This is a genomic window from Cronobacter sp. 153480017-3, assembly GCF_053627815.1.
The window spans coordinates 581634-606983 of the sequence record NZ_JBSEYN010000003.1 but is presented as its reverse complement, the minus strand read 5'-3'; the positions used below and the strand labels follow the sequence as shown (position 1 = coordinate 606983).

Sequence of the window (25350 nt, the reverse complement as noted above, 5' to 3'; positions counted from 1 at the left end):
TCATGCCAATGGCACTGCCCGGTAGCTAAATGCGGAAGAGATAAGTGCTGAAAGCATCTAAGCACGAAACTTGCCCCGAGATGAGTTCTCCCTGAGACTGTAAGTCTCCTGAAGGAACGTTGAAGACGACGACGTTGATAGGCCGGGTGTGTAAGCGCAGCGATGCGTTGAGCTAACCGGTACTAATGAACCGTGAGGCTTAACCTTACAACGCCAAAGAAGTCTGGCGTGTTGAGAGACATTCAGCTTGTGACGGATAAACGTTCATGGCGAAGGCGGTGGACGAAACAGAATTTGCCTGGCGGCTGTAGCGCGGTGGTCCCACCTGACCCCATGCCGAACTCAGAAGTGAAACGCCGTAGCGCCGATGGTAGTGTGGGGCCTCCCCATGCGAGAGTAGGGAACTGCCAGGCATCAGATAAACGGAAAAGCCTCATGCGAAAGCATGGGGCTTTTTTGTATGCCGTATCAGTGATGCTGAACGCTTCTGAGCAGAATAAACGGCTGGAAGCAGATTTCCATATCGCTCCAGAACGTTCAGAAAATAGCTGGCAGGTCGGCTGCCCTCGACAACCAAATGCCGGCGAAAAGCCCCCGCTTTTGTTCTGTTGCATTTCAAAAACCCCCCAATACCCATTCATTACGCCCAGCCCCATACCCCGTGAAACATTTTCACCTTTCATACTCCTGCTCGACATTCTCGCCATTCCTGGTTATTGTTGGCTGTCTGGATGTCTAAACGTATAAACGTATGTTGTGAGGAAAAGGTTATGCCGATTCGGGTGCCTGATGAGTTACCAGCCGTCAATTTTCTGCGCCAGGAAAATGTCTTCGTGATGACGACATCACGCGCCAGCGTTCAGGAGATCCGTCCGCTTAAGGTGCTGATCCTGAATCTGATGCCCAAGAAAATCGAAACGGAAAATCAGTTCCTGCGCCTTCTTTCCAACTCACCTTTGCAGGTGGATATCCGTCTGCTGCGCATAGACAGCCGTGAGTCACGCAACACGCCTGCGGAGCATCTCAATAACTTCTACTGTAATTTCGAAGATATCTGCGACGAAAACTACGATGGTCTTATCGTTACCGGCGCGCCGCTGGGCCTCGTTGAGTTTAACGATGTTGCGTACTGGCCGCAGATCCAGCAGGTGCTGGAGTGGGCAAAAGAGCATGTTACCTCCACGCTTTTTGTCTGTTGGGCCGTACAGGCGGCGTTAAATATCCTCTATGGTATCCCCAAGCAGACGCGCCAGGAGAAAATCTCCGGCGTTTACGAGCATCACATCACGCAGCCACATGCACTGCTGACAAAAGGGTTTGACGATACTTTTCTGGCACCGCATTCACGCTATGCCGATTTCCCGGCAGCGCTCATTCGTGACTACACCGATCTCGATATTCTGGCCGAATCGGAAGAGGGCGACGCCTACCTGTTCGCCAGCAAAGACAAACGTATTGCGTTCGTTACCGGCCACCCGGAGTACGACGCCCTGACGCTTGCCGGCGAATACTTTCGCGATGTTGAAGCAGGTCTGGCACCGCGCGTGCCGTATAACTATTTCCCCAATAACGATCCGACTAAAACGCCGCGCGCCACCTGGCGCAGCCACGGCAATCTGCTCTTTACTAACTGGCTCAACTACTACGTGTATCAGATCACGCCATACGATCTGCGCCATATGAATCCCACGCTCGAGTAATCTCCCGCGTACGCGATCCTTAAGCGTTTCAGCATACTTTATAAGGCACCTTCGGGTGCCTTTTTTATTTCCGAAAACCTCTTCATTATCAAAAATGACTTTAATTGTATTTTAATCAAAAGTTTATGCTGATAAAGAAATTAAAATGGAAATTGTTTTTGATTTTAGAAAAAGAATGAGTAGTCTTAATTGTGCTGTACGAAATCTGAACGTAAGAGATCGCGTACGTCTGCTATGGGGAATCTTTTGGATCAAAACCGAGGAGCGCTGCTATGAATCAACAGGCAATTACCGCAGAACTGGCTTTCAGCCAGCCTTTTGGCGAGCAGGAACGGCAGATCCTGACGCCGGAGGCCATCGAGTTTCTTACCGAACTGGTGGCGCGCTTCACGCCACAACGTAACGATCTGCTCGCCGCACGGCAACAGGTGCAGAAAGAAATTGATGGCGGAAAGCTGCCAGACTTTCTTTCGGAAACAGCTTCCATAAGAAATAGCGACTGGAAAATTCGCGGCATTCCTGAAGATTTGCAAGACCGTCGCGTCGAAATCACCGGCCCGGTCGAGCGCAAAATGGTCATCAATGCGCTGAATGCTAACGTCAAAGTATTCATGGCGGATTTTGAAGATTCCCTGGCACCCGCCTGGAACAAAGTCATCGAAGGGCAGATCAACCTGCGTGATGCGATAAAGGGCGCAATTACCTGGACCAACGAGGCGGGCAAAATTTACCAGCTCAAGCCTGACCCTGCTGTGCTTATCTGCCGCGTACGCGGCCTGCACCTGCCTGAAAAACATGTAACCTGGCGTGATGAACCCGTGCCTGGCAGCCTGTTCGATTTCGCGCTCTACTTCTTCCATAATTATAAAAATCTGCTGGCCAAAGGCAGCGGCCCCTATTTCTACCTGCCGAAAACGCAGTCCTGGCAGGAGGCGGCCTGGTGGAGCGACGTCTTCAGCTATGCCGAAGATCGCTTTAACCTGCCGCGCGGCACCATCAAAGCCACGCTGCTTATTGAAACGCTGCCTGCCGTTTTCCAGATGGACGAGATCCTGCATGCGCTGCGTGACCATATCGTCGGCCTCAACTGCGGGCGCTGGGATTACATCTTCAGCTATATCAAAACCCTTAAAAATCACCCCGACCGCGTCCTGCCGGACAGACAATCCGTCACCATGGATAAGCCCTTCCTGAGCGCTTATTCGCGGCTGCTCATTAAAACCTGTCACCGCCGCGGCGCGTTCGCGATGGGCGGCATGGCGGCGTTCATCCCGAGCAAAGATACCGAACGCAATAACTGGGTGCTTAACAAAGTGAAGGCGGATAAAGAGCTGGAGGCCGCGAACGGTCACGACGGCACCTGGATTGCTCACCCCGGTCTTGGCGATACGGTCATGGCGGTTTTTGACGCCGCGCTTGGCGAGCATAAAAATCAGCTGCATGTACTGCGTGAAAACGACGCGCCCATCACCGCCGCGCAACTGCTTGAGCCATGCCCCGGCGAGCGCACGGAAGAGGGGATGCGCGCCAATATTCGCGTGGCAGTGCAGTACATCGAAGCCTGGATTTCCGGCAACGGCTGCGTACCGATTTATGGCCTGATGGAAGATGCCGCGACGGCGGAAATCTCACGCACCTCCATCTGGCAGTGGATACACCATCAGAAAACGCTCAGCAACGGCAGCACAGTCACCAAAGATCTGTTCCGCCAGATGCTGGCCGAAGAGATGCGCGTCATTCAGGAGGAGCTTGGCGAGCAGCGCTACAGCCACGGCCGTTTTGACGAGGCCGCGCGGCTGATGGAGCAAATCACCACGTCTGATGAACTCATCGACTTCCTGACGCTGCCGGGCTATCGCCTGCTGGCCTGACCCTACACTACACCACCACAACAACACGGAGCATCTGCCATGACAACAACACGTACCCAACAGATTCAGCAGTTAGAGCAGGAATGGACAAACCCGCGCTGGGAGGGCATTCGCCGCCCTTATAGCGCGCAGGATGTGGTGAAATTACGCGGTTCGGTCAATCCGGAATGCACGCTGGCGCAGCTTGGCGCGGCAAGAATGTGGCGTCTGCTGCATGGCGAGTCGAAAAAGGGCTACGTCAACAGCCTGGGCGCGCTGACCGGCGGGCAGGCATTGCAGCAGGCGAAAGCGGGGATCGAGGCCATCTATCTCTCCGGCTGGCAGGTCGCGGCAGACGCCAACCTTGCCGCCAGCATGTATCCGGACCAGTCGCTCTATCCGGCGAACTCCGTGCCTGCGGTGGTTGAGCGGATCAACAACACGTTTCGTCGCGCCGATCAGATCCAGTGGGCTGCGGGCATTGAGCCTGGCGATCCGCGTTATGTCGATTATTTCCTGCCGATCGTGGCCGATGCCGAGGCGGGCTTCGGCGGCGTGCTCAATGCCTTTGAGCTGATGAAAGCGATGATTGAGGCCGGTGCCGCAGCGGTTCACTTTGAAGATCAGCTCGCCTCGGTGAAAAAGTGCGGCCATATGGGCGGCAAAGTGCTGGTGCCCACGCAGGAAGCTATCCAGAAGCTGGTTGCGGCCCGGCTCGCGGCAGACGTTATGGGCGTTCCGACGTTGCTGATTGCGCGCACCGACGCCGATGCGGCGGATCTCATCACCTCCGACTGCGATCCGTATGACAGCGAATTCATTACCGGCGAGCGTACCAGCGAAGGTTTCTTCCGTACCCGCGCGGGCGTCGAGCAGGCGATCAGCCGCGGGCTCGCCTATGCGCCGTATGCGGATCTGGTGTGGTGCGAAACCTCCACGCCGGATCTCGATCAGGCGCGACGCTTCGCCGAAGCCATCCACGCCCGCTTCCCCGGCAAGCTGCTGGCGTATAACTGCTCGCCGTCGTTCAACTGGAAGAAAAAGCTCGATGACAAAACCATCGCGTCTTTCCAGGAGGAGCTGTCGGCGATGGGGTACAAATACCAGTTCATCACGCTCGCGGGTATTCACAGCATGTGGTTCAACATGTTTGATCTCGCCCACGCCTACGCCCAGGGCGAAGGGATGCGGCATTACGTCGAGAAAGTGCAGCAGCCGGAATTTGCCGCGGGTAAAGAGGGCTACACCTTTGTGTCGCACCAGCAGGAGGTGGGCACCGGTTACTTTGATAATGTCACGACCATTATCCAGGGCGGCGTGTCGTCCGTGACGGCGTTAACCGGCTCGACCGAAGAAGCGCAGTTCTGACGCTGCTTTAAGCGTCGCATCCACCGGTTGCCAGCGGCGGGTGCGCCGTTTACCCGCCCTGCAACTCACATGGCGCTATACGTAGGGTGGATAAGCGTAGCGCATCCACCGATCGTAAGCTGTGGGCGCGCGTAACTTATCTGCCATATCTTTTATTTTCACACACGGAGCCTGCCTATGCCGCCGCGTGGACTGGAGCTACTCATCGCCCAAACCATCCTGCAGGGGTTTGACGCGCAATATGGTCGTTTTCTGGAAATTACCGCGGGCGCGCAGCACCGCTTCGAGCAGGCCGACTGGCACGCCGTCCAGCAGGCGATGAAAAGCCGTATCCATCTCTACGATCACCATGTCGGGCTGGTGGTGGAGCAGTTGCGCTGCATTATGGAAGGCAAGGCTACCGACCCCGATTTTCTGCTGCGCGTGAAGCGTCACTACACCGACTTGCTTCCCGATTATCCACGCTTTGAAATCGCTGAAAGCTTTTTTAATTCGGTCTATTGCAGGCTTTATGATCACCGCTCGCTGACGCCAGACAGGCTGTTTATTTTCAGCTCCCAGCCCGAGCGACGTTTTCGCACCATGCCGCGACCGCTCGCGAAAAATTTTTTCCCGGAGCAGGGCTGGCAGCCGCTTCTGACCACCTTGCTCACCGATCTCCCGTTGCGCCTGCCGTGGCAGGATCTGGCGCGCGACGTGCGCTACATCATCGCACATCTCAATGAGACACTCGGTCCGGCGCGCCTTGCGCAGGCGCATCTGGAAATGGCGAACGAACTCTTCTACCGCAACAAAGCCGCGTGGCTGGTGGGCAAACTGCGCCTGCCTGACGCCACGCTGCCTTTTCTGCTGCCTGTCCACCGCAGCGACGACGGCGAACTGTTTGTCGACACCTGCCTTACCGGCAGCGCCGGGGCGAGCATCGTTTTCGGCTTCGCCCGCTCTTATTTCATGGTGTATGCGCCGCTGCCCGCCGCGCTTGTCGAATGGCTGCGCGAAATCCTGCCGGGCAAAACCACGGCTGAGCTCTATATGGCGATTGGCTGCCAGAAACACGCCAAAACCGAAAGCTACCGCGAATATCTCCACTATCTGCGTCACGCCGACGAGCAGTTTATCGAGGCGCCAGGCATTCGCGGCATGGTGATGCTGGTCTTCACGCTGCCGGGGTTTGATCGCGTCTTTAAAGTCATCAAAGACCGCTTCGCCCCGCAAAAAGAGATGAGCGAAGCGCACGTGCGCGCCTGCTACCAGCTGGTCAAAGAGCACGACCGCGTCGGCCGCATGGCGGATACCCAGGAGTTTGAAAACTTCGTCATTGAAAAACGCCGTATCAGCCCGGAACTGATGGCGCTGCTGCAACAGGAGGTCGGGCAGAAGCTCACCGACATGGGCGATAAAATCTCCATCAGCCATCTCTATATTGAGCGCCGGATGGTGCCGCTCAATATCTGGCTGGAGCAGGCGACGGGCCAGCAGCTGCGCGACGCCATCGAAGAGTATGGCAACGCCATCCGCCAGCTCGCCGCCGCCAACATCTTTCCCGGCGACATGCTGTTTAAAAACTTCGGCGTCACGCGCCACGGGCGGGTCGTATTCTACGATTACGACGAGATCTGCTACATGACCGAAGTAAACTTTCGCGATATCCCGCCGCCGCGCTACCCGGAGGACGAGCTCAGCGCCGAGCCCTGGTACAGCGTAGCGCCCGGCGACGTCTTCCCGGAGGAGTTTCGCCACTGGCTCTGCGCCGACCCGAAAATCGGCCCGCTGTTTGAGGAGATGCACAGCGATCTGTTCAGCGCCAGCTACTGGCGCGCGCTACAGACGCGCATTCGTGAAGGGTATGTGGAGGATGTGTACGCGTACCGCCGCCGCCAGCGCTTTTGCGTGCGCTGGAAAAACCACAACGGCCACCCGGAGGCAGCCGTTTCAGCGATTGCGCCCTCTGCGGTGGGCGAGGGCTAAAGCGAAGGCGTCAGAAGGAAAATCTCTGACGCCCGCAGGCCATTTAACGAACGCCGCCGAAAGCCTGTGTCACTTCTTTTGCCGCGCGGATCACCATCGCGCCTAACTCCGTCACGCGATCGTCCGTCATGCGTGAAATCGGGCCGGAAATAGAGATCGCGGCGAACGCCTCGTGGTGCTCGTCGTAAATGCAGGCCGCCACGCAGCGCAGGCCAAGCGCGTGCTCTTCATCATCAAACGAATAGCCGCGCTTGCGCGTCTGGGCGAGATCGTCTTTCAGATGCGCAGGCGCCACCAGCGTCGCGTGCGTATAGGCTTTCAGCCCCTGGCGATGGAGCAGCGCGGAGACATCTTCATCGCTTAACTGCGACAAAAACGCTTTACCGGCACCGGACGCGTGCATCGGCAGCTTGCCGCCAATTGGCGCGGACATGCGCATCAGCTGGGTACACTGTACCTGATCGATAATAATGGCCTGATGGTCGCTCTTATCCAGCACGGCGAGGTTCACGGTTTCGCCGGACTCTTCCATCAGTTTGCGCAGAATCGGGTGGACAATCGCCAGCAGGTTGCGGCTTTGCAGAAAACTGCTGCCGATAATAAAGGCGTGCGCGCCGATAGCCCAGTGGCCTAAATCGCCGACCTGGCGCACAAAGCCCAGCTGCTGCATGGTCGTCAGCAGGCGGTGAGTGGTGGAATTCGGCAATCCGGCTTGCTGCGCCAGCTCCGTCAGCGCCACGCTACCCTGCGATTCAGCTATCCACTCCAGCAGTTTCAGGCCGCGCGTAAGCGACTGCACCTGACCCGTTGCCTGCGGGGCAGCAGCAGCGGCGGCGTTGCGGGGCTTTTTGCCACGTTTAGCGGGTACGGTAGCGACCATAGCGGCCTCCTTTTCTGTATCGTGGAAACCATTTTCGTTTTATTTGGCGATAATGCAACCGCCAGGCAACTCATCGGAGCAGTCAATAATGAACATGTCTCAAGTTGCCGTCGCTCGCCTTCCCCGGCCGATCGCTTTATGCCAGTATGGTTTGCTGGCCTTTCCGGCCTGGGTTTTGTCGAGTATCAGGAGCACATGTGAGTAGCAAATCTGAACAGCTGCACCGGCAATTAGCGGAACGCATTATGGTGCTGGACGGCGGTATGGGCACCATGATCCAGAGCTACCGTCTGGATGAAGAGGATTTCCGCGGCGAGCGTTTCGCCGACTGGCCGTGCGATCTTAAAGGTAACAATGACCTGCTGGTACTCACTAAGCCAGATATCATCGCCGCTATCCACTACGCCTACTTTGAAGCGGGCGCCGATATCATCGAGACCATCACCTTTAACTCGACGACCATCGCGATGGCCGATTACCAGATGGAATCGCTGTCGGCGGAAATCAACTACGAAGCCGCGAAGCTGGCCCGCGCCTGCGCCGATGAATGGACGGCGCGCACACCGGAAAAACCGCGTTACGTGGCAGGTGTGTTAGGGCCTACTAACCGTACAGCGTCGATTTCTCCTGATGTTAACGACCCGGCCTTCCGTAATATTACTTTTGATCAGCTAGTGGAGGCTTACCGCGAATCCACGCGTGCGCTGATTGAGGGCGGCGCAGATCTGATTCTCATCGAAACGGTCTTCGATACGCTTAACGCCAAGGCCGCGATTTTCGCCGTGAAGGCAGAGTTCGAGGCGCTCGGCGTCGAGCTGCCCATCATGATCTCCGGCACAATCACCGACGCCTCAGGCCGCACACTGTCGGGCCAGACCACCGAGGCGTTTTATAACTCGCTGCGCCACGCTGACGCGCTCACCTTCGGCCTTAACTGTGCGCTGGGCCCGGACGAGCTGCGCCAGTACGTGGCGGAGCTGTCGCGCATCGCCGAGTGCTACGTCACCGCGCACCCCAACGCGGGCCTGCCGAACGCCTTCGGGGAATATGATTTAGACGCCGATGTGATGGCCGCGCAAATCCGCGAGTGGGCGCAGTCGGGCTTCTTAAATATCGTCGGCGGCTGCTGCGGCACCACGCCGGAACACATCGCCGCCATGAGCCGCGCGGTGGAAGGTTTACCGCCGCGTAAACTGCCGGATATTCCCGTCGCCTGCCGTCTGGCGGGCCTTGAGCCGCTCAACATCGGCGACGATTCGCTGTTTGTGAACGTCGGCGAGCGTACCAACGTCACCGGCTCGGCCAAATTTAAGCGCTTAATCAAAGAAGAGAAATACAGCGAAGCGCTGGACGTGGCGCGCCAGCAGGTCGAAAACGGCGCGCAGATTATCGATATCAACATGGATGAGGGGATGCTCGACGCCGAAGCGGCGATGGTGCGTTTCCTCAACCTTATCGCGGGTGAGCCAGACATCGCCCGCGTGCCGATTATGATCGACTCCTCGAAGTGGGACGTTATCGAAAAAGGCCTGAAATGCATTCAGGGCAAAGGCATCGTTAACTCGATCTCCATGAAAGAGGGCGTCGAGGCGTTTGTGCATCACGCGAAGCTGGTGCGCCGCTATGGCGCGGCGGTGGTGGTGATGGCGTTTGACGAAGTGGGCCAGGCCGACACCCGCGAGCGTAAAATTGAAATTTGCCGCCGCGCCTACAAAATCCTCACCGAAGAGGTCGGCTTCCCGCCGGAAGATATTATCTTCGACCCGAACATTTTCGCGGTCGCGACCGGCATCGATGAGCACAACAACTACGCGCAGGATTTTATCGGCGCGTGTGAAGACATTAAACGCGAGCTGCCGCATGCGCTGATCTCCGGCGGCGTCTCTAACGTCTCGTTCTCGTTTCGCGGCAACGACCCGGTGCGCGAGGCGATCCACGCCGTGTTCCTCTACTACGCCATCCGCAACGGCATGGACATGGGTATCGTTAACGCCGGGCAGCTGGCGATTTACGACGATCTGCCCGCCGAGCTGCGCGACGCGGTAGAAGACGTCATCCTTAACCGCCGCGCCGATGGCACCGAGCGGCTGCTGGCGCTTGCCGAAAAGTACCGCGGCAGCAAAGCGGATAACGCGGCAGATGCCCAGCAGGCGGAATGGCGCACGTGGGATGTCAAAAAGCGCCTTGAGTATTCACTGGTCAAAGGCATTACCGAGTTTATCGAGCAGGATACCGAAGAGGCGCGCCAGCAGGCGGCCCGCCCGATTGAGGTAATTGAAGGCCCGCTGATGGACGGCATGAACGTGGTCGGCGATCTGTTCGGCGAGGGCAAAATGTTCCTGCCACAGGTGGTGAAATCGGCCCGCGTGATGAAACAAGCGGTGGCGTATCTTGAGCCGTACATTCAGGCCAGTAAAGAAGTGGGCAAGAGCAATGGCAAAATCGTGCTTGCGACCGTGAAAGGCGACGTGCACGACATCGGCAAAAATATCGTTGGCGTGGTGCTCCAGTGCAACAACTACGAAATTATTGATCTCGGCGTGATGGTGCCGACGGATAAAATCCTCAAAACCGCGCGTGAAGTAAACGCCGATATCATTGGGCTTTCCGGGCTTATCACGCCGTCGCTTGATGAGATGGTGAACGTGGCGAAAGAGATGGAGCGCCAGGGCTTTACGCTGCCGCTGCTCATTGGCGGCGCGACCACCTCGAAAGCCCATACGGCGGTGAAAATCGAGCAGAACTACAGCGGGCCGACGGTCTATGTTCAGAACGCCTCGCGCACCGTGGGCGTGGTCTCTGCGCTGCTCTCCGACACGCTGCGTGACGATTTCGTTGCGCGCACCCGCAAAGAGTATGAAACCGTGCGCATTCAGCACGGGCGCAAAAAACCGCGCACGCCGCCGGTGACGCTCGCCGCCGCGCGTGAAAACGATCTGGCGTTCGACTGGGAAAGCTACACGCCGCCCGCCGCGCACCGTCTGGGCGTTGAAGAAGTGACGGCAAGCATCGAGACGCTGCGTAATTACATCGACTGGACGCCGTTCTTTATGACCTGGTCGCTGGCCGGGAAATACCCGCGCATTCTGGAAGATGAGGTTGTGGGCGAAGAGGCGCAGCGCCTGTTTAAAGACGCCAACGAGATGCTCGACAAACTGAGCGCCGAAAAATCCCTGACGCCGCGCGGCGTGGTGGGGCTTTTCCCGGCGAACCGCGTGGGTGACGACATCGAAATCTACCGCGACGAGACCCGTACGCATGTGTTGTCAGTAAGTCATCACTTACGTCAGCAGACCGAGAAAGTGGGCTTTGCGAACTACTGTCTGGCCGATTTCGTCGCGCCAAAACACAGCGGCAAAGCAGACTACCTCGGCGCGTTCGCCGTGACCGGCGGGCTGGAGGAGGACGCGCTGGCGGAGGCCTTCGACGCGCAGCATGATGATTACAATAAAATCATGGTCAAAGCGGTGGCCGACCGTCTGGCGGAAGCGTTCGCCGAGTATCTGCATGAGCGCGTGCGTAAAGTGCTATGGGGCTACGCGCCGTATGAAAACCTCAGTAATGAGGAGCTCATCCGCGAAAATTATCAGGGCATTCGCCCGGCGCCGGGTTATCCCGCCTGCCCGGAGCACACCGAGAAATCGGTTATCTGGGATCTGCTGGACGTGGAAAACCGCATCGGCATGAAGCTCACGGAGTCTTACGCGATGTGGCCGGGCGCGTCAGTTTCCGGCTGGTATTTCAGCCACCCGGAAAGCAAATATTTCGCCGTAGCGCAGATCCAACGCGACCAGGTGGAAGATTACGCGCAGCGCAAAGGGATGAGCGTGAGCGAGGTAGAGCGGTGGCTCGCGGCGAACCTTGGTTACGACGCCGATTAGTTTCGGATTAGGCCTGTAAGACGAACACGCTGGTGGGTGCGCGTTGCTTACCCACCCTACAACCGAAGCGTAGGGCGGGTAAGCGCAGCGCACCCGCCGTTCCCGTCATGATCCAACAACCACCATTTCCGCGATCCTCAACGCGCTGGTGGGTGCGCGTTGCTTACCCACCCTACAACCGAAGCGTAGGGCGGGTAAGCGCAGCGCACCCGCCGTTCCCGGCATCCTCCAACAACCGCTATTTCCGCGCTCATCAACGCGCCGGTGGGTGCGCACGGCTTACCCACCCTACAACTGAAACGTAGGGCGGGTAAGTGCAGCGCACCCGCCGTTCCCGTCATGATCCAACAACCGCTATTTCCGCCCTCATCAACGCGCTGGTGGATGCGCGCGGCTTACCCACCCTACAACCGAAACGTAGGGCGGGTAAGCGCAGCGCACCCGCCGTTCCGTCATGATCCAGCACCCATCATTCCCGCCTAATTCAACTCCCGGTTGACCCTTCATATACCCACCCGCCAATACTTCCTCCGGTTAATTACTTATACTCATCAAAGGAGCGGCATCGCGCCTGCTTCTTAGGAAAACACAACGATAAGGAGAAGCCGTGTTAACGCTGTTACACCTGCTTTCTGCTGTGGCGCTGCTCGTCTGGGGCACTCACATCGTGCGTACCGGCGTCATGCGCGTCTTCGGCGCGCGCTTAAGAAGCGTGCTCAGCCGCAGCGTTGAGAAAAAACCGCTCGCCTTCTGCGCGGGCATTGGCGTGACGGCGCTGGTGCAGAGCAGCAACGCCACCACGCTGCTTGTCACCTCGTTCGTCGCGCAGGATCTGGTGGCGCTGACGCCCGCGCTCGTCATCGTGCTTGGCGCGGATGTCGGTACGGCGCTCATGGCGCGCGTGCTCACCTTCGATCTCTCGTGGCTCTCGCCGCTGCTGATTTTTATCGGCGTCATCTTCTTTCTGGGCCGTAAACAGAGCCGCGCAGGCCAGCTCGGGCGCGTCGCTATCGGCCTTGGGCTGATTTTGCAGGCGCTGGAGCTCATCGTGCAGGCGGTCACGCCCATCACCAACGCCTCCGGCGTACAGGTCATTTTCGCCTCGCTCACCGGCGATATCATGCTCGACGCGCTCATAGGCGCGGTGTTCGCGGTCATCAGCTACTCAAGCCTGGCGGCGGTTCTGCTCACCGCGACGCTCACCGCCACGGATGTCATCTCCTTTCAGGTGGCGCTCTGTCTGGTGATTGGCGCAAACCTCGGCTCCGGCCTGCTCGCGATGCTCAACAACGGTGCCGCCAGCCCGGCGGCGCGACGCGTGGCGCTCGGCAGTCTGCTGTTTAAGCTGGTGGGCAGCGTGCTGGTGCTGCCTTTCGTGCCGCTGCTGGCGCAATCCCTGCACAGGCTGCCGGTAGAGGAATCGGAACTGGTTATCTATTTCCACGTCTTCTATAACCTCATCCGTTGCCTGGTGATGGTGCCCTTCGCGGGCATGATGGCGCGTCTCTGTCAGCGCATCATCCCGGACGCCCCGGAAACCGATCTGCGCATGAAGCCCCGGCATCTTGACCCGAGTGCGCTGGACACGCCAGCGCTGGGCCTCGCCAACGCCGCGCGCGAAACGCTGCGCATCGGCGACGTGCTGGAGCAGATGCTGGAGGTCTACGGCAAAGTGATGCATGGCGAACCGCGTCAGGAGAAGGCACTGCGGCGGCTCGCCGACGACGTGGATGTGCTCTACACCGCCATTAAGCTTTATATGGCGCGCATGCCGAAAGAAGATCTGGCGGAAGATGAGGCGAAGCGCTGGGCGGAAATCATTGAAATGTCGCTAAACCTTGAACAGGCGGCGGATATTCTGGAGCGTATGGGCAGCGAAGTGGCGAATAAATCGCTGGCCGCGCGCCGCGCGTTTTCACCGGAAGGCGTGAAAGAGCTGGATACGCTGCTGGAGAAACTGACCGCCAACCTGAAGCTCAGCCTGTCGGTCTTTTTCGCGGGCGACGTGCAAAGCGCTCGCCGCCTGCGACGCCATAAGCACCGTTTTCGCATTCTCAACCGCCGCTACGCGCACGCGCATGTGGACCGGCTGCATCAGCAAAACGTGCAGAGTATCGAAACCAGCTCGCTGCATCTGGGATTGCTTGGCGATATGAAGCGCCTGAACTCGCTGTTCTGCGCCGTGGCCTACAGCATTCTCGAACAGCCGGATGACGATGAGGAGCGGCTGGAAGAGTAGCCTTACAAAGCCGCTTTTATGATTTAACCGTTAAACCGAGACCCAACGCTTTCATCACTGCCAGCGTGGTTTTAAGCGTTGGGTTGCCTTTATCACATTATCTCCACTGGTTCTCTGGCAGGTCAGCCAGCATTTTCGTAAGAAGAAGGCTTAACGCCTGCCCCGCACGGGCGTGCTGGCGGACCATGAAAAGGTCGCGTCGCTGTCCGGTTTATACGCCTGCGCTTTTTTCTGTTTGCGCGTCTGCTTCGCCGCCTGTTCGCGCTGCGCCATCAGCTTGTCGATATACTCTTTTTTGACGTGGTTGGCTTCGGAATTGGTAAGCGGGCGGCCATGGGCGATGCGGGCGCGGTCGAGCAGGGTTTTTAATTCGCGCTGTTCGCTTTCCGTCATCTCTTTCTGGGTCAGTCGGGGCAGGGACATAGTGGCGACTCCTCAGGGGGTGAGGTGCCAGTGTAACGCAACGCCGCCGCTAACTCAGTAAATAAGCCCGGTTTCGCCGGGCTTATTTGATTAGCGTCCGGAACGCCGCGCGTTTTTGTCGACCGGTTTGCCGGACCAGTAGCCCGCGAGCAGCGAGCCGGAGAGGTTATGCCACACCGAGAACAGCGCGCCGGGCAGGGCCGCGAGCGGCGAGAAATAGAGTTTGCCGAGCGCGGCGGCAAGCCCGGAGTTTTGCATCCCGACTTCAATCGCCAGCGTCCGGCAGGTGGATTCGTCAAAGCCGAAGAGACGCCCGCCCCAGTAGCCGCCGAGCAGGCCGATACTGTTATGCAGAATCACCGCCACAATCACCATCAGCCCGACGGACGCGATATGCGAGGCGGAGCCCGCCACCACGGCGCTGATAATCGCCAGGATGCAAACCATGGAAAACGCGGGCAGGTAAGGCTCCACCGCTTTCACCACGCGCGGGAACAGGTGATGCACGATAAGCCCGAGCGCAATCGGGATCACCACGATTTGCAGAATGCTCAGCAGCATCCCCATCACATCGACCTGAATATGCGCGTCAACATAGAGGCGCGTCAGCAGCGGCGTGGCGACCACGCCTACCAGCGTTGAGACTGACGAAATGGTCACCGACAGCGCCACGTCACCTTTCGCCAGATAGATCATAACGTTAGACGCCGTACCGCTCGCCACGCTCCCCACCAGCACCATACCGACCGAGAGATCCGGCGGCATATGAAACAGCATCGCCAGCAGCCAGGCGGCCAGCGGCATCACCAGATAGTGCAGGAAAATCCCTGCGGCCACCGGTGCGGGGCGCGACAGCACGCGTTTAAAATCATCGAGTTTCAGGTGTACGCCCATACCAAACATAATCAGCATTAATAATGTGCTGACCCACGGGCCGATGGGCGTAAACGTGGCGGGCGTGTAATAAGCAATAACCGAGAGCAGCAGCGCCCAGAGCGGGAACAGCCGGGTGAGTGTCGCGAGCATCGTGTTTTCCTTGCACCCCGTGGCGAACCGTCGTCGTAACGCGGCATCGCCGGGGAGAATGTTGTGTTGTGTCGTTATAAACAGGCTGGGATCGAGCCCGGCCATTGTTATTGTTTATCGTGCGAAGGAAAGTTATTCAAACAAATTATGATGAAAAGGCCTCATTCAGGGGCTTTAACCTGCTCCCAGCTCAGCCCAAAACGCGCCAGATATTTACGCAGCCGGTCGGCGTCGTTCGGGTTGGCTTTCTTCTGGCGCGAAACCGCAAACAGCGTGCGTCCGGCCTCAGAGAGCGAGGCGCTACGCCTGCACACGGCAACAACCGCCGCCAGCTGATCCTGGTCGAAGAGATCGAGCGTTGCGGTATCGACAGGCAGCGCGGCGGCAGGGTCTGCGAGCGGCCGCCAGCTCGCGGTAAGACGGCCGATTTCCTCCTCGACTAAGGCGTCGGTAATGCGACCCTGCTCGGCAAGCGTCGCCATGCGCGCCACCGAGCTGCCCAGTTCGCGAAAGTTGCCCGGCCAGCGCGCCTGCGGCGAGCAGGCGAAGGCGAGATAATTTTCGCGCGCCGTTTTATCAAAGCGGATCTGGGTCTGCTGCTGGGCCGAGAAGCGCTGTAGCTCATACTCCACGTTCGGCGCGATATCCTCGCGGCGCTCGGCGAGGCCCGGCAATGCGAAGGCCCACATATTAATACGCGCAAAGAGATCTTCGCGAAAACGGCCTTCAGCCACCCATCGCGCCATGTCGCGGTGCGTACCGGCGATCAGCTGAAAATCGCTCTGCACTTCTTTATCCGCGCCGAACGGGAAAAAGGTCTTTTCCTCAATAGCTTTCAGCAGCATCGCCTGTTCATCGAGCCCCAGCTCAGCGATTTCATCCAGAAACAGCACGCCGCCGTCGGCCTCGCGCAGTAGCCCTGGCCGCGCCTGCTGCGCGCCGGTAAACGCGCCCTTCACGTGGCCAAAGAGCGTCGACATCGCGTTATCGCCGCGAAGCGTCGCGCAGTTCACGGAGACCAGTTTTCCCTGCACCAGATGCCGCGCCTGGCGCAGTTGGAAAATGCGCTTTGCGAGAAACGATTTCCCCGCGCCGGTCGGCCCCGTCAGCAGAATCGGCGCGGTGGATCGCAGCGCCACGCGCTCGATCTGGTCGATCAGACGGTTAAACGTGGCGTTGCGGGTGTCGATGCCGGATTTGAGGAACGACACCGACTGCTGCTGCTCGCGCTGGAAGCGGCTGGTCAGCGTCGCATAGCGGCTTAAATCGAGATCGATGACCGACGCCGTGCCGATGGTTTTCTGCGCTTCATCGTCGCCCTGACGATCGGGGCTGGTCTGTAACAGCGCCGCCGGGAGATACCGCGCTTCGGTCAGCAGGAACCAGCAGATCTGCGCCACGTGCGTGCCGGTGGTGATATGCACCAGATACTCTTCGTTATCGGTATCAAAGGGATAGCGCGTGGCGAAATCCAGCAGCGCGGCGTACACCTCCTCGAAATCCCACGGATCGTCCATCACCACGGTGTGCGGGCGTACTTCGGTATGCGGCGAGACGGCGGCGATATCTTCTGTGACCCGCTCTGCGAGCGACGCGTCGCGCGCCTGGTACAGCAGTTCAAAACGGTCGACAGGCAAACCGGGCTGCTGGCACAGCGCGACGGACGGACGCCATTTATTCCAGCGGTTGGCGCGCTTACCGCGCCGGTCCAGTACGGTGCCCAGCATGCCAATCACCACGCGACGCTTTTGCATCTCTTATCCTTAAAGATAAATAACGATATTAAAAGATAAATCATACGCCTTTCTGTTATAGCCGTCGCGCATCGAATAAAAAATTTATCTCTTAATAATCAACATATTAAAAATTTATTTTCACCTTAACCGAAACTGGCACGCTTCTGGCAATTATCACTTCGTCAGCACGCTGGGTATGCAGGGGTTTATAGCCCCGCCGGCGCACCGGGAACGGTAACACGTTATCCAGGGGGCGTTCCGCCAGTGCAATGACGTGGAAAACGGTCGGTTTATCAGGTTCGACTCCTGAACTTTCTTTCTCCTTCCAGAGAAACGTTAAAAGCAGTACCCCGGCGGTTGAGTCGTTAGCGACCGCCACACACTGACGCCGGTAACGGCGCCGGGCGGCAGGCAGAAAAGACCGGAACAGAGGTAGCTTCCCCCTCCCGCTTCGCGCCGTTATCCGCGTCAGCCACAACAGTAAGGGAAAAAAATGAATAACAAAGTGACGATTCGTAAAGGCCAGCTGGGTTTACTGGCAAAACAGGGCGATTTTTATCAGGTGCTGGAAGCGGGCGAACATCGCCTGCCGTGGTTTAACAAACCGGACGTGACGCTGGTGGAGATGAACAGCGGTGACGTCGCGCCGGAACTGGCCGACTATCTGCGCCGTTTTCAGCCAGAATGGGTAGAGAAATATTGCCTGGCGGTTGATACCGCCGATAACGAAACCGCGGCGCTGTGGCGTAACAACGTGCTGGTGGAAATTATCCCGCCGGGCGCGCGGCGTCTCTTCTGGCGCGACGGCGACAGCCTGCGCGCCGTGCGTATGGATACCCGCGACGTACAGGTGCCGACGGAGATAATGGCCGCCGTGTTGCAGCCGCGCTGCCGCGATGCCGTAGTGAAAGGGCGCGACGCTATCCTGACCGTCAATGTGCCCGCCTGGCACGTGGGCGTGCTGAAAATCGACGGCGTTACGCAGCCGCTGCTGCCGCCAGGCTTAAGCGCGTACTGGAAAATCAACCATCTGGTGGAGGCGGAAGTCGTGGATACACGCCTTCAGGCGATGGAAGTCTCCGGGCAGGAGATCCTGACCAAAGATAAAGTGAACCTGCGCATTAACCTGGGGGCCAACTGGCGCTATCAGGATGTGTTGCAGGCGTACAGCCAGCTTGCCAAACCGCTGGAGCATTTATACCGCGAGCTGCAGTTTGCGCTGCGCGAGGCGGTCGGCACCCGCACGCTCGATGAGCTGCTGGAAAATAAACAGATCATCGACGATGTGGTGAGCGCGCAGGTTATCGCCCGTATGGCACCGTTTGGTATCGACGTGGCGTCGACCGGCGTGAAAGACATCGTGCTGCCGGGCGACATGAAAACGATTTTGTCGCGGCTGGTGGAGGCGGAGAAATCCGCGCAGGCGAACGTGATTCGACGCCGTGAAGAGACCGCCGCGACCCGTTCGCTGCTGAACACCGCAAAAGTCATGGAAAACAATCCGGTCGCACTGCGACTGAAAGAGCTCGAAACCCTGGAAAAAGTGGCGGAGCGTATCGATAAGATCTCCGTATTCGGCGGCCTGGATCAGGTGCTGCAGGGGCTGGTACAGATTAAAGGGGTATAACAATGCAAGAGAATAGCTATCAGACGCTGGCGCAGGCTAACGGCGCGCCGGTAAAAATGTGGACCCACGGCGTGCCGGTAGAGCCGGAAGCGCGTGAGCAGCTGCTGAAAACGGCGAAAATGCCGTTTATTTTTAAACACCTGGCGGTAATGCCGGATGTGCATCTCGGTAAAGGATCGACCATCGGCAGCGTGATCCCGACCAAAGGGGCGATTATCCCGGCGGCGGTGGGCGTGGATATCGGCTGCGGGATGATCGCGGTGCGCACGTCGCTCGTGGCGCGCGATCTGCCGGATAACCTGAGCGGGCTGCGCAGCGCCATCGAACAGGCGGTTCCGCACGGGCGCACCACAGGGCGCGGCCAGCGTGATAAAGGCGCGTGGTCGAACACGCCGCAGGATGTGGATCACCACTGGGCATCGCTTGCCCCGCGCTTTAAACGCCTGACGGATAAATACCCCAACCTGCTGAAGACTAACAATCATCAGCATCTGGGAACGCTCGGAACGGGTAATCACTTTATCGAGATCTGCCTTGATGAACAGGAGCGCGTGTGGGTGATGCTGCACAGCGGATCGCGCGGCGTGGGTAACGCCATCGGCACCCATTTCATCGGGCTTGCGCAGAAAGATATGCAGCGCCATATGGCGAATCTGCCGGACCGCGATCTCGCCTATTTTGAAGAAGGCAGCAAGCACTACGCCGATTACATCGAGGCGGTGGAGTGGGCGCAGGATTTCGCGCGCCAGAACCGCGAAGTGATGATGAACCGCGTGCTGGCGGCGCTTTCCTCGATTATCACGAAGCCGTTTATGACGCAGCAGGAGGCCGTGAACTGCCACCATAACTATGTGCAGAAAGAGACGCATTTTGGTGAAGAGATCCTGGTGACGCGCAAAGGCGCGGTGTCCGCGCAAAAAGGCCAGATGGGGATCATTCCGGGGTCTATGGGCGCCAAAAGCTTTATCGTGCGCGGGCTGGGAAACGAAGAGAGCTTCTGTTCATGCAGCCACGGCGCAGGGCGCGCGATGAGCCGTACCGCGGCGAAAAAACGCTTCACGGTGGAAGATCAAATCCGCGCCACGGCGCACGTGGAGTGCCGTAAAGACAGCGATGTCATTGATGAGATCCCGATGGCGTATAAAGACATCGACGCCGTGATGGCCGCGCAGTTGTCGCTGGTGGAAATTGTGCATACGCTGCGTCAGGTCGTGTGCGTGAAAGGATAATTTTTAAGGAAAAATGATGGAACTGAACGGGGTGGATGCCGCCATGCGCGAGCGCGTGCGGCAGGTGTTAAACGACGTGGAAACAAAGTATGGCGTGAAGGTGCTTTACGCCTGTGAATCGGGCAGCCGGGGCTGGGGTTTTGCCTCGCCGGACAGCGACTATGACGTGCGCTTTCTCTATGTGCATCCGCCTGAGTGGTATTTACGGGTCGATGCGCCGCGCGATGTCATCGAGCTGCCCATCGACGACACGCTCGACGTCTGCGGCTGGGAGTGGCGCAAGGCGCTCGGGCTGCTCAAGCGGGCGAACCCGACGCTTATCGAGTGGCTCGACTCTCCCATCGTCTACCGGCAGGATGAAACCGCCATCGGCGCGCTGCGCGACCAGGTGCCGCAGTGGTTCTCGGCTGAGCGTGCGCGCTGGCACTACTACTCGATGGCCCGCAAAAACTTTCACAGTTATTTGCAGGGCGAGACGGTGCGGCTGAAGAAATATTTCTACGTGCTGCGCCCGCTGCTGGCGGTGCGCTGGGTGGAGGCCGGTAAGGGCGCGCCGCCGATGCGCTTTCGCACGCTGCTGGAGGGCACGGTGAACGATCCGCTGCTGCGGGCGGAAATCGACACGTTGCTTGCCGCCAAACAGCGGGCGGGTGAGGCCGAGTACGGCGCACCGATGCCGCGGATACACGCGTTTATCGCCGCAGAGCTGGCGCGCGGCGAAACGCCGCCGGAGCTGCCGCAGAGTGAAAAGGCGCAGGCGAGTCTGTTAGATAAGCTGCTTTATGACACGGTGATGGCCTGACAATGTCAGGCCATTTTTTTGGTTTACTCGAAGAGATTGTGGTGCAGCTTCTGGACGACCTGTTCGGCATCGTTGCCCGGCACCAGGAAGCAGAGGTTATAGCTCGACGCGCCGTAGCAAATCATGCGGATGTTAAACGGCTCCAGCACGCCAAACACCTCTTTGCCGACGCCGCAGGCTTTTGAGAGGTTATTGCCAATCAACGCCACCAGCGCCAGGTTTTCTTCCACCTCCACGCGGCAGAGCGAGGAGAGCTCGGTCAGCAGCGCCTGCGTCAGCAGCGTATCGCCGGTTGACGTGGAGCCGGTCGTGTCGAGCGTCAGCGCCACGCTCACTTCCGACGTGGTGATCAGATCGACCGAAATATTATGCCGCGCCAGGATGCTGAACACTTCCGCGAGGAAACCGCGCGAGTGCAGCATGTTCAGGCTGTGGAGCGTCAGCAGCGTCTGCTTGCGGCGCAGCGCCAGCGCGCGGAACAGCGGCGGGTTGGTGGTTTTGTTGCACACCAGCGTGCCGCCTGCTTTTGGGTCTTTGCTGGAGCCGACAAACACCGGAATATCGCTGCGCACGGCGGGCAGCAGCGTCGCCGGGTGCAGCACTTTCGCGCCGAATGTCGCCATCTCGGCGGCTTCTTCAAAGGCGATTTCATCAATGCGTTTCGCGGCGGGCACCACGCGCGGATCGGTGGTGTAAATGCCCGGCACGTCGGTCCAGATATCCACGCGACGCGCTTTCAGCGCCTCGGCGAGCAGGGCGGCGGTATAGTCGCTGCCGCCGCGGCCAAGCGTGGTGGTGCGTCCTTTGGCTTCGCTGCCGATAAAACCCTGGGTGATCACCAGCCCTTCCGCCAGGCGCGGCGCGAGCTGCTGCGTGCAGAGTTCGGCGAGCGCCGCGATATCCGGCTCGGCGCGGCCAAAGCGGTCGCTGGTGCGCATCACTTTACGCACGTCAAACCACAGCGCGTCCACACCGCGCTCGCGCAGGATTTCGACAAACAGCAGGGTGGACATCAGCTCGCCGTGGCTGACCAGCTCATCGGTAAGCGCGGTGGAGGTCGCAAGCGACGCGGCTTCGGAAAGCGTGGCGATGTTTTCCAGCAGGCGATCAATCTCTTCGCGGATAACCGTCGGGTTTTGCAGGCGCTCCAGAATGTCGTACTGAATTTTGCGGATGGCGTCGAGCTTTACATAGCGCTCGGTCGCTTCGAGGCCTTCTGCCAGCGCCACCAGCAGGTTGGTGATCCCGGCGGAGGCGGAAAGCACCACCAGACGGACGTGACCGTCGTCCAGAACGACATCGGCGCTGCGGTTCATGGCGTCGAAATCCGCCACGCTGGTGCCGCCAAATTTAGCGACCACTAAAGAATCTGTCATAACAACCTCGTGTCAGGGCGCCATTCATCATGTATGGCGGAATCTGTTCAGCCTGGGCACAAGGAAAGCGCAGTAAAGGGGCGGACGCAGGAGGATAAAACCAACGTTACGATACACCCAGAAGCGCTCCACCTTGCGAAACGTTCGACTGCCGTCGTTTCGGGTGACAGCCCAGGGGATTCAGCCCCTGCAGCCGATGACGCGCCTTACCAGACAGCGCGCCATCTCGGCGTCGTTCCCCCTCGCGTGTGGTCGTAGGACGGGTTCCTCGCACACGTTACCTGGCCGACGCGCCTCTTCCGGTTTTCCTTCATATTTCAGGCTGTGGCGGCGTTGGTTGCGCTTGCTCACCCCAGTCACATACTTTTGTATGCTCCTGGGGATGCGCGCGCTTACCGCCTTGCCACACCCCGAACTATTTTGGAAAACAATGATTTTCGTCCTGTTTGTGGCTACTTCGCTGCGTCGCCGCCTGCGCGTAACCCCAAACCGTTTGAAAATCGTGTTCTCTTTCTTTCTCAGGCTATGGCGGCATTGGTTGCACTTGCCATACCCGAACTCATCTGAAAAACGCTGACGCCGTGCTGCTGTTTTATTGCCGTAATGTGCAAAACCCTAAGCGGGCGTCAGAGACGGCTTCAGGTTGCGTAAGCAAGTAACTAAAGCCGCAGAAAAAAACAGGCCAGGCGCGCGCAGGGCGCGTCGGGCCGGTACTTATTCATAAATAAAGGGTTGGCCGGGGGATTGTCAACGATACGGTCATGGGGATTTTTCATATTACGCAGGCTGCCAGGAAAATAACTTATAACGACTATACTTTTCTCTTGTCGCCGGGGAGGCTGGCGTCCGGCCTTATGATAAAAATCATCACAATTTCAGCGACTGGCGCTACAATCGACCGCAGTCACAATTCTCAAATCACAAGAGTATTGCTATGAAAAACATCAACCCAACGCAGACTTCTGCCTGGCAGGCACTACAAAATCACTTCGACGCGATGAAGGATGTCACCCTCGCGGAACTCTTCGCGAAAGACGCTGACCGCTTCGGTAAATTCTCCGCCACCTTCAACGATCAGATGCTGGTGGACTACTCCAAAAACCGCATCACAGAAGAAACCCTCAGCAAGCTGCTGGACCTGGCAAAAGAGACCGATCTGGCGGGTGCCATTAAATCGATGTTCTCCGGCGAGAAGATCAACCGCACTGAAGACCGCGCCGTACTGCACGTCGCACTGCGTAACCGCAGCAATACGCCGATTCTGGTAGACGGCAAAGATGTGATGCCGGAAGTGAACGCCGTGCTGGAGAAGATGAAAAAATTCTCCGAGGCCATTATCTCCGGCGAATGGAAAGGCTATACCGGCAAACCCATCACTGACGTGGTGAACATCGGTATCGGCGGCTCTGACCTCGGCCCGTTCATGGTGACCGAAGCGCTGCGCCCGTACAAAAACCACCTCAACATGCACTTTGTTTCTAACGTCGACGGCACCCACATCGCCGAAGTGCTGAAAAAAGTGAACCCGGAAAGCACCCTGTTCCTGGTGGCGTCTAAAACCTTCACCACCCAGGAAACCATGACCAACGCCCACAGCGCGCGTGACTGGTTCCTGAAAACCGCCGGTGACGAAAAACACGTGGCGAAGCACTTCGCGGCGCTCTCCACCAACGCCAAAGCGGTCGGCGAATTTGGCATTGATACCGCCAATATGTTTGAGTTCTGGGACTGGGTCGGCGGCCGTTACTCCCTGTGGTCGGCGATTGGCCTCTCCATCATTCTGTCCGTGGGTTACGACAACTTTGTCGAGCTGCTCTCCGGTGCGCACGAGATGGACAAACACTTCTCCACCACGCCGTTTGAGAAAAACCTGCCGGTGCTGCTGGCGCTGATTGGCATCTGGTACAACAACTTCTTTGGTGCCGAAACCGAAGCGATTCTGCCGTACGACCAGTACATGCACCGTTTCGCGGCGTACTTCCAGCAGGGCAATATGGAATCCAACGGCAAATACGTTGACCGCAACGGCAACGCCGTGGATTACCAGACCGGCCCGATTATCTGGGGTGAGCCGGGCACTAACGGCCAGCACGCGTTCTATCAGCTGATCCACCAGGGCACTAAACTGGTGCCGTGCGATTTCATCGCGCCAGCGATTACGCATAACCCGCTCTCTGATCACCATCAGAAATTGCTCTCGAACTTCTTCGCCCAGACCGAAGCGCTGGCGTTCGGTAAATCCCGCGACGTGGTGGAACAAGAGTTCCGCGACCAGGGCAAAGATCCGGCTCAGCTGGAAAACGTGGTGCCGTTCAAGGTGTTTGAAGGCAACCGCCCGACCAACTCTATTCTGCTGCGTGAAATCACTCCGTTCAGCCTGGGCGCGCTGATTGCGCTCTACGAGCACAAAATCTTCACCCAGGGCGCCATTCTGAACATCTTCACCTTCGACCAGTGGGGCGTGGAGCTCGGCAAACAGCTTGCTAACCGCATTCTGCCGGAACTGGGTGATAACAAAGAAATCGCCAGCCACGACAGCTCCACCAACGGCTTAATTAACCGTTATAAAGCATGGCGCGGTTGATTTTAAATAAGCGTGTCAAATAAGCGTAATGATGCCGGCAATATGCCGGCATTTTTTTCTCAGATAAATCTTGTTGTTCGCCCGCGTCCCGCTACTCTTTAATCTTGAGGTTAATCCGAAAATCGCCGTGCCCGGCTTCTGCACGCCTGAAATGTTTCAGATAAACCGGATTTCCATTTTGCAGGGATATATTATAACAAGTTGAAAAACAGGCAATTTATATAAAATCTATTACGCCATCCTTCACTGTTTGTCTAATTATCCTAAAACCCTGTGCCTATTTCCCTGTGTCGTAAACCGGCAGGGGTTGTTGTGTATACTCGGAAGCGCCTGAAAAGCTTTTCAGGTAAATCTCCATTCATTCAATGAAGGGAAATTGATATGAAGAAAATCCTTAGTGGCGTTTTCGCCATTGCAGCGCTTGGCGCTGTCTCAGCCCAGGCTGCACCGGTTAGCGTCGGTGAAGCGGCAGGCTCGGCAGCGACCTCCGTGTCGGTTGGCAGCTCCAGCGCCACCGCGTCAAGCACTGTAGGGTCGGTTGTTGGTGTGGCGCTTGCCGCCACCGGCGGCGGCGATGGTTCCAACACCGGGACCACGACCACCACCACCACCAGCACTGCCACCCAGTAAACCCTTCGGGGGCTTTAACCATAACCACACT

Annotated in this window: 17 protein-coding genes, 2 rRNA genes, 1 pseudogene and 1 riboswitch; of the genes and pseudogenes, 13 read left to right on the top strand and 7 right to left on the bottom strand. The window is 58.2% G+C overall.

Annotated features, from left to right (window positions below; genetic code table 11):
- The 6 genes from ACUW6V_RS10675 to aceK all read left to right on the top strand — a co-directional run.
- Positions 1 to 207, top strand: a 23S ribosomal RNA gene (locus ACUW6V_RS10675); the annotation flags it as partial.
- Positions 208 to 297: 90 nt separating this feature from the next.
- Positions 298 to 413 (top strand): 5S ribosomal RNA (rrf, locus tag ACUW6V_RS10670).
- Between the two features lie 357 nt (positions 414 to 770).
- Positions 771 to 1700 (top strand): homoserine O-acetyltransferase MetA, encoded by a 930-nt coding sequence (gene metA, locus ACUW6V_RS10665; protein ID WP_012123595.1) that lies wholly within the window; start codon positions 771 to 773, stop codon positions 1698 to 1700.
- A gap of 272 nt (positions 1701 to 1972) precedes the next feature.
- Positions 1973 to 3571 carry a malate synthase A gene (gene aceB, locus ACUW6V_RS10660; protein WP_115080098.1) on the top strand — a complete coding sequence of 533 codons (1599 nt, stop codon included), beginning with the start codon at positions 1973 to 1975 and terminating at the stop codon, positions 3569 to 3571.
- A gap of 39 nt (positions 3572 to 3610) precedes the next feature.
- Positions 3611 to 4918, top strand: a complete 1308-nt coding sequence (gene aceA, locus ACUW6V_RS10655; protein WP_004387511.1) for an isocitrate lyase — start codon at positions 3611 to 3613, stop codon at positions 4916 to 4918.
- A gap of 177 nt (positions 4919 to 5095) precedes the next feature.
- Positions 5096 to 6886 carry a bifunctional isocitrate dehydrogenase kinase/phosphatase gene (gene aceK / locus ACUW6V_RS10650; protein WP_012123597.1) on the top strand — a complete coding sequence of 597 codons (1791 nt, stop codon included), beginning with the start codon at positions 5096 to 5098 and terminating at the stop codon, positions 6884 to 6886.
- 43 nt (positions 6887 to 6929) lie between these two features.
- Here aceK and iclR read toward each other — a convergent pair whose 3' ends face one another.
- Positions 6930 to 7766 (bottom strand): glyoxylate bypass operon transcriptional repressor IclR, encoded by an 837-nt coding sequence (iclR, locus tag ACUW6V_RS10645; RefSeq protein WP_004387513.1) that lies wholly within the window; start codon positions 7764 to 7766, stop codon positions 6930 to 6932.
- Between the two features lie 197 nt (positions 7767 to 7963).
- Here iclR and metH point away from each other — a divergent pair, with 197 nt between their 5' ends.
- Together metH and ACUW6V_RS10635 are read left to right on the top strand one after the other, a co-directional pair.
- Entirely contained in the window at positions 7964 to 11647 is a 3684-nt protein-coding gene (gene metH, locus ACUW6V_RS10640) for a methionine synthase (protein ID WP_454038339.1), read from the top strand.
- A 607-nt stretch (positions 11648 to 12254) separates the two neighbouring features.
- Positions 12255 to 13886 (top strand): Na/Pi cotransporter family protein, encoded by a 1632-nt coding sequence (locus tag ACUW6V_RS10635; protein WP_454038338.1) that lies wholly within the window; start codon positions 12255 to 12257, stop codon positions 13884 to 13886.
- Positions 13887 to 13902: 16 nt separating this feature from the next.
- On the opposite strand, the pseudogene ACUW6V_RS10630 reads toward ACUW6V_RS10635, so the two are convergent.
- The 5 genes and pseudogenes from ACUW6V_RS10630 to ACUW6V_RS10610 form a co-directional block, all read right to left on the bottom strand.
- Positions 13903 to 13980, bottom strand: a pseudogene (locus ACUW6V_RS10630) (addiction module antidote protein); the annotation flags it as partial.
- A gap of 56 nt (positions 13981 to 14036) precedes the next feature.
- Complete coding sequence (locus ACUW6V_RS10625) at positions 14037 to 14309, bottom strand: DUF3811 domain-containing protein (RefSeq protein WP_007702377.1); 273 nt, start codon at positions 14307 to 14309, stop codon at positions 14037 to 14039.
- A gap of 90 nt (positions 14310 to 14399) precedes the next feature.
- The gene (panS, locus tag ACUW6V_RS10620) at positions 14400 to 15335 is read right to left on the bottom strand and encodes a ketopantoate/pantoate/pantothenate transporter PanS (protein ID WP_454038337.1); all 936 of its coding nucleotides are present in this window, start codon (positions 15333 to 15335) and stop codon (positions 14400 to 14402) included.
- A 161-nt stretch (positions 15336 to 15496) separates the two neighbouring features.
- Positions 15497 to 17089, bottom strand: a complete 1593-nt coding sequence (gene rtcR / locus ACUW6V_RS10615; protein WP_454038336.1) for an RNA repair transcriptional activator RtcR — start codon at positions 17087 to 17089, stop codon at positions 15497 to 15499.
- A gap of 106 nt (positions 17090 to 17195) precedes the next feature.
- Entirely contained in the window at positions 17196 to 17450 is a 255-nt protein-coding gene (locus ACUW6V_RS10610; protein ID WP_014727948.1) for a hypothetical protein, read from the bottom strand.
- A gap of 114 nt (positions 17451 to 17564) precedes the next feature.
- Between ACUW6V_RS10610 and ACUW6V_RS10605 the strand changes: the two genes are divergently transcribed.
- From ACUW6V_RS10605 to ACUW6V_RS10595, 3 genes are read left to right on the top strand one after another with little or no spacing between them, the layout of a single operon-like run.
- A complete protein-coding gene (locus ACUW6V_RS10605) occupies positions 17565 to 18698 on the top strand; it encodes a slipin family protein (RefSeq protein ID WP_007871440.1) in 1134 nt (377 codons plus the stop codon).
- Positions 18699 to 18700: 2 nt separating this feature from the next.
- A complete protein-coding gene (locus ACUW6V_RS10600) occupies positions 18701 to 19927 on the top strand; it encodes an RtcB family protein (RefSeq protein ID WP_004387522.1) in 1227 nt (408 codons plus the stop codon).
- 16 nt (positions 19928 to 19943) lie between these two features.
- Positions 19944 to 20729, top strand: a complete 786-nt coding sequence (locus ACUW6V_RS10595) for a nucleotidyltransferase domain-containing protein (protein ID WP_007852504.1) — start codon at positions 19944 to 19946, stop codon at positions 20727 to 20729.
- Between the two features lie 23 nt (positions 20730 to 20752).
- On the opposite strand, the gene lysC is transcribed toward ACUW6V_RS10595, so the two are convergent.
- Positions 20753 to 22105: a lysine-sensitive aspartokinase 3 gene (gene lysC / locus ACUW6V_RS10590; RefSeq protein ID WP_004387523.1), complete on the bottom strand. Its 1353-nt coding sequence runs from the start codon at positions 22103 to 22105 to the stop codon at positions 20753 to 20755.
- A 113-nt stretch (positions 22106 to 22218) separates the two neighbouring features.
- Positions 22219 to 22412, bottom strand: a riboswitch (Lysine riboswitch).
- Positions 22413 to 23039: 627 nt separating this feature from the next.
- Between lysC and pgi the strand changes: the two genes are divergently transcribed.
- Positions 23040 to 24689, top strand: coding sequence for a glucose-6-phosphate isomerase (gene pgi, locus ACUW6V_RS10585; protein ID WP_087600031.1), 1650 nt, complete (start codon positions 23040 to 23042; stop codon positions 24687 to 24689).
- Between the two features lie 381 nt (positions 24690 to 25070).
- Complete coding sequence (yjbE, locus tag ACUW6V_RS10580) at positions 25071 to 25319, top strand: exopolysaccharide production protein YjbE (RefSeq protein ID WP_004387525.1); 249 nt, start codon at positions 25071 to 25073, stop codon at positions 25317 to 25319.
- Positions 25320 to 25350: the final 31 nt, after the last annotated feature.